Origin of the sequence: Paraburkholderia sp. (genome assembly GCF_036488505.1) — a bacterium.
Classification (GTDB): Bacteria; Pseudomonadota; Gammaproteobacteria; order Burkholderiales; family Burkholderiaceae; genus Paraburkholderia.
This window is the reverse complement of record NZ_DASXHN010000514.1, coordinates 1-16,392: the sequence shown is the minus strand read 5'-3', so window position 1 is coordinate 16,392 and position 16,392 is coordinate 1. Positions and strand designations below refer to the sequence as shown.

General features: G+C 64.1%; 18 protein-coding genes. 9 read left to right on the top strand and 9 right to left on the bottom strand.

Annotation, left to right across the window (positions count from 1 at the left end):
* From VGH68_RS29185 to VGH68_RS29165, 5 genes are all read left to right on the top strand, one after another.
* On the top strand, positions 1-396 hold a 396-nt coding region (locus tag VGH68_RS29185), incomplete at its 5' end, for a tetraacyldisaccharide 4'-kinase (protein ID WP_331607214.1).
* A complete protein-coding gene (locus VGH68_RS29180; RefSeq protein ID WP_331607213.1) occupies positions 377-580 on the top strand; it encodes a Trm112 family protein in 204 nt (67 codons plus the stop codon). The genes VGH68_RS29185 and VGH68_RS29180, both read left to right, overlap by 20 nt.
* 216 nt (positions 581-796) lie before the next feature.
* The gene (gene kdsB / locus VGH68_RS29175) at positions 797-1,591 is read left to right on the top strand and encodes a 3-deoxy-manno-octulosonate cytidylyltransferase (protein WP_331607212.1); all 795 of its coding nucleotides are present in this window, start codon (positions 797-799) and stop codon (positions 1,589-1,591) included.
* 207 nt (positions 1,592-1,798) lie between these two features.
* Positions 1,799-2,464 carry an adenylate kinase gene (gene adk, locus VGH68_RS29170; RefSeq protein WP_331607211.1) on the top strand — a complete coding sequence of 222 codons (666 nt, stop codon included), beginning with the start codon at positions 1,799-1,801 and terminating at the stop codon, positions 2,462-2,464.
* A gap of 235 nt (positions 2,465-2,699) precedes the next feature.
* On the top strand, positions 2,700-3,458 hold the full coding sequence (locus VGH68_RS29165) for a 3-hydroxyacyl-CoA dehydrogenase (RefSeq protein ID WP_331607210.1): 759 nt from the start codon (positions 2,700-2,702) through the stop codon (positions 3,456-3,458).
* A 110-nt stretch (positions 3,459-3,568) separates the two neighbouring features.
* Here the strand turns inward: VGH68_RS29165 and VGH68_RS29160 are convergent, their stop codons facing one another.
* Together VGH68_RS29160 and murJ are read right to left on the bottom strand one after the other, a co-directional pair.
* On the bottom strand, positions 3,569-4,411 hold the full coding sequence (locus VGH68_RS29160; protein WP_331607215.1) for a SirB1 family protein: 843 nt from the start codon (positions 4,409-4,411) through the stop codon (positions 3,569-3,571).
* A 5-nt stretch (positions 4,412-4,416) separates the two neighbouring features.
* Positions 4,417-5,967 (bottom strand): murein biosynthesis integral membrane protein MurJ, encoded by a 1,551-nt coding sequence (gene murJ / locus VGH68_RS29155; RefSeq protein ID WP_331607209.1) that lies wholly within the window; start codon positions 5,965-5,967, stop codon positions 4,417-4,419.
* A gap of 577 nt (positions 5,968-6,544) precedes the next feature.
* Between murJ and rpsT the strand changes: the two genes are divergently transcribed.
* Entirely contained in the window at positions 6,545-6,823 is a 279-nt protein-coding gene (gene rpsT / locus VGH68_RS29150; protein WP_331607208.1) for a 30S ribosomal protein S20, read from the top strand.
* Positions 6,824-7,056: 233 nt separating this feature from the next.
* Here rpsT and VGH68_RS29145 read toward each other — a convergent pair whose 3' ends face one another.
* Positions 7,057-7,404 (bottom strand): DUF3579 domain-containing protein, encoded by a 348-nt coding sequence (locus tag VGH68_RS29145; RefSeq protein WP_331607207.1) that lies wholly within the window; start codon positions 7,402-7,404, stop codon positions 7,057-7,059.
* Positions 7,405-7,895: 491 nt separating this feature from the next.
* Between VGH68_RS29145 and argF the strand changes: the two genes are divergently transcribed.
* On the top strand, positions 7,896-8,825 hold the full coding sequence (gene argF / locus VGH68_RS29140; protein ID WP_331607206.1) for an ornithine carbamoyltransferase: 930 nt from the start codon (positions 7,896-7,898) through the stop codon (positions 8,823-8,825).
* A 489-nt stretch (positions 8,826-9,314) separates the two neighbouring features.
* Here argF and murB read toward each other — a convergent pair whose 3' ends face one another.
* The gene (murB, locus tag VGH68_RS29135) at positions 9,315-10,487 is read right to left on the bottom strand and encodes a UDP-N-acetylmuramate dehydrogenase (protein WP_331607205.1); all 1,173 of its coding nucleotides are present in this window, start codon (positions 10,485-10,487) and stop codon (positions 9,315-9,317) included.
* Positions 10,488-10,739: 252 nt separating this feature from the next.
* On the opposite strand from murB, the gene VGH68_RS29130 reads away from it, so the two are divergent.
* A complete protein-coding gene (locus VGH68_RS29130; RefSeq protein WP_007180572.1) occupies positions 10,740-11,225 on the top strand; it encodes a YajQ family cyclic di-GMP-binding protein in 486 nt (161 codons plus the stop codon).
* An 87-nt stretch (positions 11,226-11,312) separates the two neighbouring features.
* On the opposite strand, the gene plsY is transcribed toward VGH68_RS29130, so the two are convergent.
* Positions 11,313-11,948 (bottom strand): glycerol-3-phosphate 1-O-acyltransferase PlsY, encoded by a 636-nt coding sequence (gene plsY / locus VGH68_RS29125; RefSeq protein ID WP_331607204.1) that lies wholly within the window; start codon positions 11,946-11,948, stop codon positions 11,313-11,315.
* A gap of 181 nt (positions 11,949-12,129) precedes the next feature.
* The gene (gene ybaK / locus VGH68_RS29120) at positions 12,130-12,621 is read right to left on the bottom strand and encodes a Cys-tRNA(Pro) deacylase (RefSeq protein ID WP_331607203.1); all 492 of its coding nucleotides are present in this window, start codon (positions 12,619-12,621) and stop codon (positions 12,130-12,132) included.
* A gap of 154 nt (positions 12,622-12,775) precedes the next feature.
* Between ybaK and VGH68_RS29115 the strand changes: the two genes are divergently transcribed.
* A complete protein-coding gene (locus VGH68_RS29115) occupies positions 12,776-14,338 on the top strand; it encodes a class I adenylate-forming enzyme family protein (protein ID WP_331607202.1) in 1,563 nt (520 codons plus the stop codon).
* 38 nt (positions 14,339-14,376) lie between these two features.
* Here the strand turns inward: VGH68_RS29115 and xerD are convergent, their stop codons facing one another.
* The 3 genes from xerD to VGH68_RS29100 all read right to left on the bottom strand — a co-directional run.
* Positions 14,377-15,333, bottom strand: coding sequence for a site-specific tyrosine recombinase XerD (gene xerD, locus VGH68_RS29110; protein WP_331607200.1), 957 nt, complete (start codon positions 15,331-15,333; stop codon positions 14,377-14,379).
* Positions 15,330-15,800 carry a methylated-DNA--[protein]-cysteine S-methyltransferase gene (locus tag VGH68_RS29105; protein WP_331607199.1) on the bottom strand — a complete coding sequence of 157 codons (471 nt, stop codon included), beginning with the start codon at positions 15,798-15,800 and terminating at the stop codon, positions 15,330-15,332. The genes xerD and VGH68_RS29105 overlap by 4 nt, the downstream gene beginning before the upstream one ends.
* A gap of 131 nt (positions 15,801-15,931) precedes the next feature.
* On the bottom strand, positions 15,932-16,392 hold a 461-nt coding region (locus VGH68_RS29100; protein WP_331607198.1), incomplete at its 5' end, for a 4Fe-4S double cluster binding domain-containing protein.

The window sequence follows — 16,392 nt, the reverse complement described above, 5'->3', positions numbered from 1 at the left end:
CGCTCGCTGCCCGCGTGGCCAAACACCTTCGCGCTGCAACTCGCGCCCGCCGACGCGTGGCATCTCGACAATCCCGCGTTGCGTCGGCCGCTCGCGCAATTCAGCGGCGAGCGCGTGCTGGCCGCGGCCGGCATCGGCGCGCCCGAGCGCTTTTTCGCGACGCTGCGCGCGGCCGGTCTCACGCCCGCCACCCGCGCGCTGCCCGATCACTACGCGTTCGAGCGCAACCCGTTCACCGATATCGACGCCGACGCGATCCTGATCACCGAAAAGGATGCGGTAAAATTAGGGTCCTGGCACGACGCGCGCATCTGGGTTGTCCCGGTCGAAGCCGCGCTCGATCATCGCCTCACCGCATTAGTCGTGGAGAAAGTCCGTGGACGCTCGCCTGCTTGAAATTCTCGTCTGCCCGATCTGCAAGGGCCCGCTCAGCTACGACCGCGCCGTGCAGGAACTCATCTGCAACGCGGACAAGCTCGCCTACCCGATCCGCGACGGCATTCCGGTGATGCTGGTCGACGAAGCGCGGCAAACCGTCGAAGGCACGCCTGTCGATCTGAATCCGGGCTCGGTTGCCTGAAACGGGCCGTCGCTGCGAGGCGTGCTGAGCGACGCCGCCTCGCGCAAAGGTGGATTGCCGCGTAGGTCCGCGCATCGTCGATCATCCGCCGCTTCCGTTTTTCCTCCGTACGACTCGACACGTTTGAGTTTGAGTTTGGTTTGCGTCCGCGCCGCGTGCGTAAGCGCGGGTTCCAACGCCTAGCCCGATCCCCTCTCGTCGCCCGTCCCTGATCCGATGACCCACACTCCTGCCCACCCGTTTATTGCCGTCGTTCCGGCTCGCCTCGCATCGACGCGTCTACCCAACAAGCCGCTCGCGGACATCGGCGGCAAGCCGATGGTCGTGCGGGTCGCGGAGCGCGCGCGCGACTCGGGCGCGCAACAGGTGCTGATCGCCTCGGACGAGCAGGCGGTGCTCGACGCGGCGCACGATCATGGCTTCGACGCGGTGCTCACACGCGCCGATCATCCTTCCGGCACAGACCGTCTCGCGGAAGTCGCCACGCGCTTCGGCTGGAGCGACGACACGATCGTCGTCAACGTGCAGGGAGACGAGCCGCTGATCGACCCGGCGCTCGTGCGCGGCGTCGCCGCGCATCTGGCGGCGACCGGCGGCTGCGCGATCGCCACCGCCGCGCATCCGATCACCGATCCGGGCGAGATCTTCAATCCGAACGTGGTCAAGGTCGTGCCGGACGCGCGCGGCGTCGCGCTGTATTTTTCGCGCGCACCGATCCCTTGGGCGCGCGACGCGTGGTCGCCGCACTGGCCCGACGTCGCGTCGATGCCCTCACCCCCTGCGCCTGCCGTCGTGTATCGGCACATCGGCCTGTACGCGTATCGCGCCAAATTCCTGCGCACGTACCCGAGCCTCGCGATCTCCCCGATCGAGCAGGTCGAAGCGCTCGAACAGCTACGCGCGATGTGGCATGGCGAACGCATCGCCGTGCTGGTCACGCATGACGTGCCTCTGCCGGGCGTCGATACCCCCGCCGATCTCGCGCGCGTACGGGCTTTATTCGGGTCTTGAGCGTCGGAAGCCATGGCATAATCGGACGCTTGTGCGCGTCTCCAATGACGCGCGGCATTCGGGTTGTCCCGGTCACGCCATCGACGTTCGCAGCGCCGTCGCAGTGCGACGTGCAGCGCGACACACGACGGCCGATGCGGGCCTTGGGAGTGCCGTCCGGAGAATCGCCGCGCCAGCCAAGAATTCACATAGTTCTGGAGATATCACATGCGTTTGATCCTGTTGGGTGCACCGGGCGCTGGCAAGGGCACTCAGGCTAACTTCATCAAGGAAAAGTTCGGCATCCCGCAAATCTCGACGGGCGACATGCTGCGAGCGGCCGTCAAGGCAGGCACGCCGCTCGGCCTCGAAGCAAAGCGCTTCATGGACGCGGGTGAACTGGTCACCGACGAACTGATCATCAATCTCGTGAAGGAGCGCCTGCAGCAGCCGGATTGCGCGAACGGCTACCTGTTCGACGGCTTTCCGCGCACGATTCCGCAAGCCGAGGCAATGAAGCACGCCGGCGTTGCGATCGACTACGTGCTGGAAATCGACGTGCCGTTCGACGAGATCATCGTTCGCATGAGCGGCCGCCGCTCGCACCCCGCTTCGGGCCGCACGTATCACGTGACGTTCAATCCGCCGCAGGTCGAAGGCGTCGACGACGTGACCGGCGAGCCGCTGATCCAGCGCGACGACGACAAGGAAGAAACGGTCAAGAAGCGCCTTCAGGTGTATGAGTCGCAAACCAAGCCGCTGATCGATTACTACAACAACTGGGCGAAAAACGGCGATGCATCGACTTCGTTGAAGGCGCCGCAATACCGCCGAATATCGGGCCTCGGCAGTGTCGATGAAATCCGTGCCCGCGTGTTCGACGCGCTGAAATAGGCGTCGCCTCGCTGCGCCTGCCTGTTAGCGTTCGATGAAAACCCGCCGATGTCGGCGGGTTTTTTGTTGCTGGATGGTCGATTCGTCAGAGGTACTCGCGCTCCGGAGCGCCACCTTAGCCACGCCACCACGGCCGCTTACTCGCTTTCCGCGTTGCAACACAGCCGCTACAATCGATCATCGAAATACAAATCCGATTGAGACGGTACTGAACAACCGTAGTAAAGGAGAAGACATGGAGATTCGCGACAACGTGTTTTTGATCACCGGCGGTGCATCGGGACTGGGCGCCGCCACCGCGCGGCTGATCGTCGAGAACGGTGGCAAGGTCGTCGTCGCCGACCTGAATCTGGACGCTGGCGAGGCGCTCGCGAAGGAACTCGGCGGCGTATTCGTCAAGTGCGATGTCAGCCGCGAGGAAGACGCTTTCAACGCAGTCGAAACCGCGGCAAAGCTCGGCACGCTGCGCGGTCTGGTCAATTGCGCGGGCGTGGCGCCAGCCTCGAAAACGGTCGGCAAGGACGGCCCCCATCCGCTCGATCTGTTCACGCGCACGATCTCGATCAATCTGATCGGCACATTCAATATGATCCGGCTCGCCGCGGCGCAAATGTCGAAGAACGAGCCGAACGCCTCCGGTGAGCGTGGCGTGATCATCAATACCGCATCGGTCGCCGCATACGACGGCCAGATCGGCCAGGCCGCGTACGCCGCGTCGAAGGGCGGCGTGGTCGGGATGACGCTGCCGATCGCACGCGACCTGTCACGCAATGCGATCCGCGTGATGACGATCGCTCCCGGCATCTTCGAGACGCCGATGCTGCTCGGCATGCCGCCGGAGGTGCAAGACGCGCTGGGCGCGATGGTGCCGTTCCCGCCTCGGCTGGGGAAACCGTCGGAATACGCGATGCTCGCGAAGCAGATCTTCGACAATCCGATGCTCAACGGCGAAGTGATCCGTCTGGACGGCGCGATCCGCATGCAGCCGAAGTGAAACGACCGATCCTCGCGCGCCGCACTCGCGGCACTCGGCACGAAAAAACGCCTGCACATGGATGACACATGTGCAGGCGTTGTTGTTTTTACAGACCGGAATGCGTACCGCTATGCGCCGCCGTCTTGCCGCGCGCGCTGGCGAAGTTCATGCAATTGCGACTCGACCACCGTCGCGTCTTCCGCATCGGGGCGATCGCCGAGGTAGCTTTCGAGGTCTTCGAGCGCCGGGCGCAGATAATCGAGCCGCGCGTATGCAAAGCCGCGGTCGCGCACTTCCTCGATGTTCTCCGGCAGCAGGATCACGAGCCGCTGCTGCACCCCGAGCAGGCGCTGCCAGCGCTCGGTCTGCAGATAGATTGACTTCAGATTGCGCAGCATCCGCGCGACGATCTCGCGGCGTGTAGCCGGCTGCAGCAGCATGCGCAGCGCGCGGCCAATCGAATCACCGGCCGACGCCACATACGGCTCCAGCATTTCCACCATCTGAGCCTCGGACAGCGAATGGCCGGTGGTCGGATCGAGCATCACGTCGCCGTCGGGCGTCGTTACGCGCAGCAGGAAATGACCGGGAAACGACACGCCGCGCACTGGAATGCCGATTTGCTCGGCCATCTCCAGATACAGCACCGCAAGCGAAATCGGAATGCCGCGGCGGCGCTTGAGCACGGCATTCAGATGGCTGTTGTCGGGGTCGTAGTAATCGTTCAGATTGCTCGCGAAGCCGAGCTCACGGAAGAAAAAGCGATTCAGAATGCCGACCTTCTGACGGATGTCTGCGTCGTCCGGCATGCGGCGCCGCAGACGCAGCACCAGTTCGTCGATCTCGGCGAGCGCGCCTTGCAGGTCGAGATCGGGATAGGCGTCCTGCGCGAGAGACAACGCGGTCTCCGTCAACGGCAGACTTTCGTCGTCGGCAACGAGCGTGCTGAAATAGTCGAGAACCCGCGTCATCGTGATCACTTCACTCGCCTTTTGAAATACGCGTATTTGAAGCCCATCAGCCAGAGCATACCGAAATATAGCGCCGCGAACAGCACGAGGCACGCACCGAGCAACACCATACGGTCGACCGGCTGACTATGCATGCCGATCCAGTCGAAGCTGATCGCGAACCAGCGCATCGCCCCAGCGAGCACGAGGCAGGCGCCGAGTAGTTGCACGAAGAACTTGAGCCAGCCGCGCGACGGCATATAGATGCCGCGCTTGCGCAGTCCGGCGAACAGCAGCAGCGCGTTCACGCAAGCGCCGAGCCCGACGCTCAGCGTCAGTCCCGCATGGGCGAACACCGGCACGAACACGTAGTTGCTGAGCTGCGTGACGATCAGCACGCCGACGCCGATTTTCACCGGCGTCTTGATGTCCTGCTTCGCGTAGAAGCCGGGCGCGAGAATCTTGATCAGGATCAGCCCGACCAGCCCGATGCCGTAGGCGGACAGCGCGCGGCTCACCATCACGACCGAGTTGCCGTCGAACTTGCCGTAGTTGAACAGCACTGCCGTCAGCGGTTGCGCGAAAAAAAACAGCGCGACCGCGCTCGGCGCGGCGAGCAGGAACGTGACACGCAGGCCCCAGTCGAGCAGCGACGAATACTCGTGCCCATCGGCGTCGACGTGCGCTTTCGACAGGCTCGGCAGCAGGATCGTGCCGAGCGCGACGCCGAGCAGCGCGGTCGGGAATTCCATCAGCCGATCCGCGTAATTGATCCACGACACCGCGCCCGGCCCGATGCGCGACGCGATGTTCGTGTTGATGATGAGGCTGATCTGCGCGACCGATACCGCGAACATCGCCGGCACCATCTTCGACAGCACCCGCTTCACGCCGCGATGCGCGAGCGCGCGCAGCGGATTGAGGCCGATGCGCGGCATCATGTCGATTTTCTTCAGGCCGGGCAACTGCACGATGAATTGCAGCACGCCTCCGACGATCACCGCCCATGCGAGCGCGTACACCGGCGTTTGCAGGCGCGGCGCGACGAACACCGCCGCAAGGATGAACGCGACGTTCAGGAGCACCGGCGCGAACGCGGGCAGCGAAAAGTTCTTGTACGTATTCAGCACGCCGGACGCGAGCGAAGTCAGCGAGATGAAAATGATGTACGGGAACATGATGCGCGTCATCGCGACCGCGAGCTGATACGCGTGGCCCTCATGCGCGAGCCCTGACGCGACGACGAATACGACAGCCGACGCGCCGATCACGCCGAGCAGCGACAGCACCGCGAGCGCCCATGCGAGCACGGTCGAGGTCGCGTCGACGAGCGCCTTGGTCGCGTCATGACCCTGCTGGTTCTTGAACTCGGCGAGGATCGGCACGAAGGCTTGCGAGAACGCGCCCTCGGCGGAAATACGGCGCAGCAGATTGGGAATGCGGAAGGCGACGTAGAAAGCGTCGGTGTATTGACTGGCGCCGAACGCACGGGCGATCAGCGTTTCACGGGCCAGTCCGGTCACGCGCGACAGCAGCGTGAAGCCGCTGACCGTCAGCAGGGCTCGGAATAGATTCATGGGGCGCTTATTATACTTGTCCCGCCAATGCGGGCGACGAGCCGGAGAGCGAGTCGGACCGATTTGCCGCGCAGACGTTCGCTCCGATTGACCACAACGTACGGTTCTGGGTGTTTTTTGTAGTTTTTCAGCTACGGCGGCCCGGGTTCGCAGTGGGGTCTCGTGACCGAGGCCTCGTACTCGCGTCTTCATTACGGCGCGCTTCGGCGCCGCAGGCATCGCGGGGCGCGAATCGGAAACGCACACCCATGTAGTGCGCCGCGTGATCGTCGCGGCGCCGTCATAGCTTTCTCGTTGTCACGTGCCTGATTTTGTTGCTATAATCGCCGGTTTCGAAGCTCGCTCAGTTTTCAAACGGTTGCCGAACAGGATTCTCAGGTAAGCGCCAAGCCGCCTGGCAATGCACTCGAACAACCGGGAACACGGGCCCGCCTTCGCGTAGTCCGATCGATTTTTTCGACACTTTTGCGCTCCTGGACAATCGCTTCCAGGGGTTCGGATCGAGAAGCAGCACCTCGCCTCCCGAAGTCATTTCGAAGGCCGGGCACTGGAAACAGGAACAGGATAAGGAACCGTCATGGCTAACTCCGCACAAGCACGTAAACGCGCCCGCCAGGCCGCGAAGGCAAACTCGCACAACTCGGCACTGCGCTCGAAGTTCCGCACGGCTATCAAGGCCGTCCGCAAGGCAATCGACGCAGGCGACCAAGCCAAGGCCGCCGAAATCTTCAAGGCATCGTCGAAGACCATCGACATCATCGCGGACAAGAACATCGTCCACAAGAACAAGGCAGCTCGTCAAAAGAGCCGTCTCGCTGCAGCCGTCAAGGGTCTGCAAGCGCCGGCAGCGCAGTAATCCGGTCGGCCCGCTCCGGCGGGCTACCTCCTGTTTCCGCTGCACAAGAAGCCCGCTCTCGCGGGCTTTTTGTTGTGCGCGCTTCGTGTGTGCACAACGCGCCGGGACTCACTGCGAGAAGCGGGTCGCCGCGATCGCTTGTCGACGTTCGCTATCGCCGACGCTTTGCATCCCCGGTCGCAAAAAAACCCGCTGCTTGCGGGTTTTTGTTTTGCCGGTGCAGCTTGCTGGCGTTAAATCACGTGTCTTTTGGCTTGCGGCGGCGGCGCATGTTCGAGTTCCAATTCGCATGCTTCGGTCACAACGAGGTCATTGTCTTTCGCGAAGTTGAGGACGAAATCGAAAGCCATCGGCTCGATGTCACGCAGGCGGGAATCGAGAATGACGCATTTGAGGTCGCCGATCATGGTCGGCCGGACATACAACGAGTACTGCATATAGGCGTTCGGCCCCTTCCTCACACCCGGCCCAAAGGACGACATCACACCCGCGAGCCGCTCGGACCAGTCGCTCGGCCGAAATCTTTTTCCGGTCGACGTGATGCCCTGAATGAAATATTCGATTGGAGCTGCTTCGGCCATGTAGGAATACCTGTGTGACTGCCCAGCGGACCGTCGGCAAACCGGCAACGCGCCGGCCAGGCGCTGGAATTCGCCGCGGACGGCATGGGCAAGCGCTTGTGACCCGCCGGCGGACCGCAAGACTCACTCCGGACGCACAATCTTCAACCACGCCAAGAGAACCGCTGTGCGATACCGCCTGAACCGCCGTTGAGCCTGCTACGACGGCCACGCCGTGGCGGCTTTCCGCGCCGCGCGAGCCGCGCTTTCGAATCACAAACGCAGGCCAGCTGGGCTTTGGGATAACCCGTAGATTATAGCGCAGCAGCAAGCCTTTTTTCCGCAGCGCACACAAGCTGCCACGAGTTCCAGGCGACCTTTCGGCCGGCTTGCCGTGCCCTTTGGCCGACTCGTCAACTGAGGCGAAATCCTTTATGCTGCATCGAGTTGCCACAAACACGACGGCGGCGGCGTCCGGCAATCCTGCGGGGCGAAACCGCCGTGTTCGTTTCATGACCGCCAAGAAAATTCGCCACTATCTCCAGTTCAAGGATTTCTCGCTGCAAGACTACGAGTACGTGCTGGAACGCGCGCGCATCCTGAAACGCAAATTCAAGAACTACGAGACCTATCACCCGCTGCATGACCGCACGCTGGCGATGATCTTCGAGAAGAATTCGACGCGCACCCGCCTGTCGTTCGAAGCCGGCATCTTCCAGCTCGGCGGCCACGCGGTATTCATGAGCACGCGCGACACGCAACTCGGACGCGGCGAGCCGATCGAAGACGCCGCGCAGGTGATCTCGCGCATGGTCGACATCATCATGATCCGCACGTTCGGTCAGGACATCATCCAGCGCTTCGCCGAAAATTCGCGCGTGCCGGTGATCAACGGGCTCACCAACGAGTACCACCCGTGCCAGGTGCTCGCGGACATCTTCACGTACTTCGAGCATCGCGGCCCGATTCGCGGCAAGGCGGTTGCATGGGTCGGCGACGCGAACAACATGCTGTACACGTGGATCGAAGCCGCGCAGATTGTCGGCTTCAAGCTGCGCCTGTCCACGCCGCCCGGCTACAAGCTCGACCGCGCGCTCGTCGCCGCGGAAAGTGCGCCGTTCTACGAGGAATTCGACGACCCGAACGAAGCGTGCGCGGGCGCCGACCTCGTCACCACCGACGTCTGGACCAGTATGGGCTTCGAGGCCGAGAACGAAGCGCGCAAGAAGGCGTTCGCCGACTGGTGCGTCGACGCCGAAATGATGGCGCGCGCCAGCCCCGATGCGCTCTTCATGCACTGCCTGCCTGCGCACCGCGGCGAAGAAGTCAGCGCGGAAGTAATCGACGGGCCGCAAAGCGTCGTATGGGATGAGGCGGAAAACCGTCTGCACGTGCAGAAAGCATTGATGGAATTCCTGCTGCTCGGCAAGCTGAATCATTGAGCGAAGAGTCAGGGCACCCGCGCCGGTGATGCGCAGCGCGTGCAAGCCGGCGCACCGCCGAAAGCGAAAATCCGAAGACGCAGCATAAAGAAAAGGCGCTGGCAGGAAATTGCCAGCGCCTTTCTTCGTTCCTGGGGCGCCGAAAAGGGCCGCCCGCTCTGGAGCAAACACGGCGCGTTAGCGCTGGACGCGCCTTCTGCCGGCACGTTCCGTTGAATCGCCCTCGCAAGCCCCAGTATGTCCACCGGGGAAATCAGCGCGCCTCACGCATGAACCACTCAGCGTTCTTCATGCTCGACGCCGAATCTTTCCATCACATCCCGCGTAATCGCTGATGCAAGCGCGCGCACCCACCACCGCGCATGAAACTAGCGCGCCGCCAACCGGACCGGCTCGGCTTCATGCTCGACGCGCCGAATCTCGTGCGGACCGCGCGGATACGCCTGCGCAAGCTCAGCAGCATCTTCGCGACCGGAAGCTCGCGATCTCTCACAAGCAAACCGGCTCCGCTTCCAGTTCCACGCCAAATTTTTCGAGCACGTCGCGCTGGATTGCCTCGGCGAGTGCCAACACTTGCGCGCCGCTTGCGCCGCCGCGATTCACGAGCACCAGCGCCTGCCGTTCATGCACAGCGGCCGCGCCGATTGCGCGGCCTTTCCAGCCGCATCGATCGATCAGCCAGCCCGCAGCCAGCTTCACGCGCCCGCCCGGCTGCAGATAGGAGACGACGTCCGGCTCGCGGTGCTTCAGCGCGTCGAACTGTCGGGCATCGATCACCGGATTCTTGAAGAAGCTCCCCGCGTTGCCGAGTTCGAGCGGATCGGGCAGCTTCGCGCGCCGCACAGCCACCACCGCCTCGAAGATCGCGTGAGCAGCCGGCTGCTTCGCGGTGTCGCTTACACCGCTTACACCGCTTACACCGCTTACGCCGCTTATGCCGCTTACGCCGTCGGCTTGCCCAACGGTCGCGGCGTAACCCCGCGCCGCCAGCTCACGCGCAAGGTCCGTATAGCCGGCGCGCGGTTGCCACGCCTTCGGCAGACGAAACGTCACCGACGTGATCACGAAACGCTCGCGCCCTTCGCGCTTGAAAATGCTATCGCGGTAGCCAAATCGGCACGCCTGCGCGTCGAGCTCGACGCTCTCGCCGGTCGCAAGCTCGATCGCCCGCAACGACGCGAAGCGCTCGCAGATCTCGAGCCCATATGCACCGATGTTCTGAATCGGCGCCGCGCCGACCGTGCCTGGAATCAGCGCGAGATTTTCGAGGCCGGGCAGGCCTTGCGCCAACGTCCATGCGACGAAATCGTGCCACGGCTCACCGCCGGCGGCCTCGACGTACCATGCGTCCTGATCGTCGCGCACGACGCGGCGGCCGCGCAACGCCACCAGCAGTACGAGCCCGGCGAAATCGCCGCTCAAAACCACGTTGCTGCCCCCGCCAAGCACGAGGCGCGGCAGGCCGGCAACACGCGGGTCACGCACCGCGGCCAGCAACTGCTCTTCATGCTCGATCACGCACGCATACTGCGCGCGCACGTCGAATCCGAACGTGTTGTGTGCTTTCAGCGGATAGTCGGCGACGAGCGGTGCAATGCCGCCGAAAGCGGCGCTCGCGGAACCGGCCGGGATATCGGGTTGGGACTTCGCAGTTGCGGACATCGCAGCTTGGGACTTCGCGGATTCGGACATCGCGGATCAGGAGATCGGAAGGGAACAGGAAAACGAGGAATGCGACGAATGACGACAACCCCGCGCCGCCGGCGCCGGATCGGCCGCCGTCCGATACTGCGCGCGGCCTTGGGCAAAAAAGGGTGGCGTCGGTAAAATGACGTCCGGTCCATGATTATAGCGAGTGCCCCGCGAACAGCCGACCGGCTGCGTCGTGCGCCGCCGCACTATTGGGAGAATGCAATGCCATCGTTTGACGTCGTCTGCGAAGCGAACATGATCGAAGTCAAGAACGCGATCGAGCAGTCCAACAAGGAAATTTCCACGCGCTTCGACTTCAAAGGGTCCGACGCGCGCGTCGAGCACAAGGAAAACGAAATCACCGCGTACGCGGACGACGATTTCAAGCTCGGCCAGGTCAAGGACGTGCTGCTGTCGAAAATGGCCAAGCGCAACGTCGACGTGCGCTTCCTCGACTACGGCAAGATCGAAAAGATCGGCGGCGACAAGGTCAAGCAGGTGATCAAGATCAAAAAGGGCGTGTCCGGCGACCTGTCGAAGAAAATCGTGCGCCTGGTGAAGGACAGCAAGATCAAGGTTCAGGCGAGCATCCAGGGTGACGCGGTGCGCATCACCGGCGGCAAGCGCGACGATCTGCAAAGCGTAATCGCGATGCTGCGCAAGGACGTGACCGACACGCCACTCGACTTCAACAACTTCCGCGACTAAGCGGTCGCGCGGGGCGCGAGGCTATCTACGCAGCCTCGGACCAAGGCTCTAGCGGCACGTCCGGCTAGAGCCAGAGCCCCGTCGAAATCAAAGATCGCTCCTCGCCGCCGGACTCGCGGCCCTCTTCTTGTCGCCGATACGGCTCTCCTGCCCGCGCATCAGCTTCGTGATATTGCCGCGATGACGCCACACCAGCAGCAGGCTCATCGCGAGGACCGCCAGCGCGACGATGCGCGGCCCAAACAGGAACACGTAGAAGAGCGGCGCGAACAGCGCGGAACACAACGCCGCGAGCGACGAGTAACGCGTGAAGAACGCCACGATCAACCAGGTCAGCAACGTCGCCAGGCCAAGCGTCGGGTTGATCGCGAGCAGCACGCCCGCGGCAGTCGCGACGCCCTTGCCGCCCTTGAAGCGGAAGAACACCGGATACAGGTGACCGAGAAACACGGCAATCGACGCAATCGCGATCGACCGGTCGTCGAGCCCGTATCGCGCGCCGGCATGCACGACCAGCCACACCGGCAGCCAGCCCTTGAACGCATCGCCGATCAGCGTGAGAATCGCCGCCTTCTTGCTGCCGCTGCGCAGCACGTTGGTAGCGCCCGGATTGCCCGAGCCATACGAGCGCGGGTCGTCGAGCCCCATCGCGGCGCTCACGATCACGGCAAACGACAACGAACCGATCAGATAGGCAACGACAGCGACGATCACGTTTTGCATCTGGGACTCTTATAAGAATCGCGGTCTGACATTCGACGCCCAACCGCGTCAAGGATGCCACTCGAAACGGGGCGGCGCACATTCTACCGAACGCATGCGCACGCAAAACACTGACACAAACGTCAACGCTATCCGAACCCGTATGTAAACACCAACCTCGCTACAAGCGTCGAACCGGAGGTCAATCGACACTCGCGCACTGCACCGGCTTCGCCGCAAGCAGTTCGGTTAGCACCTTCGGCTCGATACTGACGAGAAAGCCGCGCCGCCCACCGTTCAGCCAGATCCGCTCCATCTGCAGAATGCTCGACTCGACGTACACTGGCATCTGCTTGCGCGTGCCGAACGGCGACGTGCCGCCGATCAGATAGCCCGAATGCCGGTTCGCGACCTCGGGCTTGCACGGCTCGACACGCTTCGCGCCAATCTGCCGCGCGAGATTCTTCGTGCTGACGGTGCGGTCGCCGTGCATCAACACGATCAGCGGCTTCGCGTGTTCGTCTTCCATCACCAGCGTCTTCACGACATGATGCTCGTCGACGCCGAGCTGGCGCGACGATTCCGCGGTGCCGCCATGCTCGACATAGTCGTAAGGATGCTCGCCGAACTCGACGCCATGGCGGCGCAGCATCTGCGTGGCGGGCGTTTCGGACACATGTCTGAATTTGCTCATCGGCGCATTGTAAGGGCGAGCTTGCATGGCCGCTATTTGCCGAACGGCCAATTGTGCGGGTCCGCAGATTGTGACACGATCGTTCGGAAATACGCGTCATCCCGCGCGTCGCGCGATGACGCACTTTGGCCATCACCTTGCAGCGGAGACAACGTTGAACCCAGTTTCATCCATCCGGGCCGCGATTGATATCCCGGCGCTGCTGGCCGCGCTGCCCGCGCGCATCAGCGAAATTCCGGCGCGCGCCGCCGCGCGCGATCCGCGGCACATCGCGCTGATCGAGGACGCGCGCCGGCTGACCAACGCGCAGCTCTTGCAAGCGGTCGACGCCGCCGCCGCACTGCTGCGCGAATGGGGCGTGCGCGGCGGCGATCGGGTGATGATCGTCGCGGAAAACAGCATCGCGCAAATCGTGCTGCTGTTCGCCGCCGCGAGGCTCGATGCGTGGGCGCTGGTATCGAACGCGCGTCTGGCGGCGGCCGAACTCGATTCGATTCGCACGCACGCGCAGCCGCGCGCCGTCGTGTACGCGGTGGAGAGTTCGCCCGACGCGCAGCAACACGCGCAGCGGCATCGGGCCACCCAGGCGCCCGCGTTGTCCCCGGACGTCGGCGCGTGGTCGTACGCAGTCGACGAGACGGCCCAAGCCGAGCCGGTCGACGCCGCGAGCGAGCGCCAATGCGCGGCGCTGATCTACACGACCGGCACCACCGGCACACCGAAGGGCGTGATGCTGTCGCATCGCAATCTGCTGTACATCGCGGCAGTGTCGAGCAGCCTGCGCAAAGTCGGGCCTGACGACGTCGTGTACGCGGTGCTGCCGATCTCGCACGTGTACGGCTTCGCATCGGTGTGCCTCGGCAGCCTGCACGCCGGCGCGACGCTGCGGCTCGCGCCGCGCTTCGTGCCAGAAGCGGTGCGACACGCGCTCGCGGAAGAACGCGTGTCGATCTTCCAGGGCGTGCCGGCGATGCACGCGAAGCTAATAGAACACCTGCAAACATACGGCCACGCGTGGTCCGCGCCGCGGCTGCGCTTCGCCTATTCCGGCGGCTCGCCACTCGACCCAGCGCTCAAAGCGCGGGCCGAAGCCGTCTACGGTGTACCGCTGCACAACGGCTACGGGATGACCGAAAGCAGCCCGACCGTGTCGCATACGATGCTCGACGCACCGCGCGGCGACTGCTCGGTCGGCGAAGTCATCCCGGGTGTCGACGTGAAGTTCGTGGCGCTCGATGGCATCGAGGTGGCGGCTGGCGAGGTAGGCGAACTGTGGGTCCGCGGGCCCAACGTGATGCTCGGCTACTACCGCAGTCCCGGTGAGACGCGCGCGGCAGTGACCGCAGACGGCTGGCTCAGGACCGGCGACCTCGCGCGGCAGGACGCGGACGGTGCGCTGCATATCGTCGGGCGCAGCAAGGAGCTGATCATCCGCTCGGGCTTCAATGTGTATCCGGCCGAGGTCGAGCATGTGCTGAACGCGCATCCGCAGGTGGTGCAGTCGGCGGTGCTCGGGCGCGCGGCCGACGGCAATGAGGAAGTGATCGGGTTCGTCGAGCTGATCTCAGGCGCGACAGTCACGCCCGCCGAGTTGATCGCGTGGTGCGGCGCACGGCTCGCGCCGTACAAGCGGCCCGCCGAATTGAAAGTGCTCGCGGCGCTGCCGGCTGCGTCGACCGGCAAGATTCTCAAACACCGCTTGCGCGAACTGATGTGAAACACGGCCGGCGCCCGTCACATCGCGCCTGGCTCACCTCACCCGCGAGGATGATGCTGCGCATGCAGCGACTTCAACCGCTCGCGCGCGACGTGCGTGTAGATCTGCGTGGTCGAAATATCGGTATGGCCTAGCAATAGCTGCACGACGCGCAGGTCCGCGCCGTGATTGAGCAGATGCGTCGCGAACGCGTGCCGCAGCGTATGCGGCGACAGCGGAGCATGCACGCCGGCCGCGGCCGCGTGCCGCTTGATGATGTTCCAGAACTGCTGGCGCGTCATACCTTCCGCACGCGCGGTCACGAACAGCGCATCGGCGGCGCGCGCGCCAAGCAGCGCCGGGCGCGCGTTGCGCAGATAGCGCTCGATCCAGTCGTGCGCCTCTTCGCCGAATGGAATCAGCCGCTCTTTCGAGCCCTTGCCGATGACGCGCACGACCCCTTCGTTGAGTCCGACCTCGACGGTCTTCAGCGTGACCAGTTCCGTGACGCGCAGACCGCTCGCATACATCAGTTCGAGCATCGTGCGATCACGCAGGCCTAGCGGCGTATCGATATCGGGTGCGCCCAGCAGCGCTTCGACCTGCGCCTCGCTGAGCGTCGACGGAAAACGCGGCGGCTGCTTCGCCGAACGGATGCGCAGCGTCGGATCGGTCGCCGCGCGGTGCTCGCGCACCGCCCACCCATAGTAGCGGCGAAACACCGACAGCCGCCGGTTCGCCGAGGTCGCCTTGTCGTGTTGCCGCGCCGCGCTGTAGGCGGCGAGATCGGCTTCGCTCGCGGTATCGAGCGACGCGTTGCGCGTGGTCGCGAGCCACTCGCAGAAAAGCCGCAGGTCACGGCGATATGCGTCGAGCGTGTTGCGCGACAACCCGTGTTCGAGCCACAGCGCGTCGCAGAACGCGTCGATCGACGCGCTGCTGGTCAGCATCACCAGCGACGCGACGGCCGCGCGATCGGCTTGTGTAGAGGTATCGGTGACAGCGGTCGTGCTCATGCGTACGGCAGACGCTCGTGGGCGAGCAGCCAGCGCTTGACGTTGCGAAAGAAGCCATCGCCGCCGTGGTGAGCGAAGCCGCCGATGCCGCTCGTACTCACCACCCGATGACACGGAATGACGATCGGAAAGAAGTTCGAGCCACACGCCTGGCCGACCGCGCGCGGCACGCTGCCCACTTGCTTCGCGAGTTGTCCGTATGTGAGCACGACACCCGGTGGAATCTCGTTGATCGCCTGCCAGACGCGCCGCTGGAACGCGGTGCCGACGTCGGCAAGCGGCAGCTCGAACGTGGTCGACGCGCGCTCGAAATAGCGCTCGATCTGCTCGGCCGCCAGCCGCGCGAGCGGCGCATCGGGCTCGACGTTACGGGTCGATTCGGGCAGATAGACGATCTCGCGCACCGCCTCGCCTTCGAGACGAATCCCGACCTTGCCGAACGGCGCATCGATGACTGCGTTGAACATGTTTGCGTGCTCCTCAGTCGCGCGGCTCGAAAACTGACGCGCGGATTCATACCGTGCGTTCACCGCATAGCGTACCCGCACCGATGCCCGTACGCGACGCGACTACCCGCTCACCACGAATTGCCGCTACTTTACGCCGCTTCGAGCGCCCACTCCACATGCTCGCGCACGACCGCCGAAGGGTCGTCGGCGCGTTGCTTGAGCGCCTGCACGATCGCCGCGCGCGCGTCGGCGGCGAGGCTGGCGGGCGCCGCGCGCAGCGCATTGCCCATGCCGACCGCGAGATTGCGCAGCCAGCTCTCATAACCGATGCGGCGAATCGCGCTGCCTTGCATGCGCGTATCGAACTCCTGCGCGCTCCACGCGAACAGCTCGACCAGCGACGCGCGATCGAGCCCATGCCGCACGTCAAAATCGGCGACCGGCGCGGCCTGCGCGAACTTGTTCCACGGACACACGAGCTGGCAGTCGTCGCAGCCGTACACACGATTGCCGATCAGCGGCCGCATCTCGAGCGGAATACTGCCCTTCAGCTCGATCGTCAGATACGAGATGCAGCGCCGCGCGTCGACCTTGTACGGCGCGACGATCG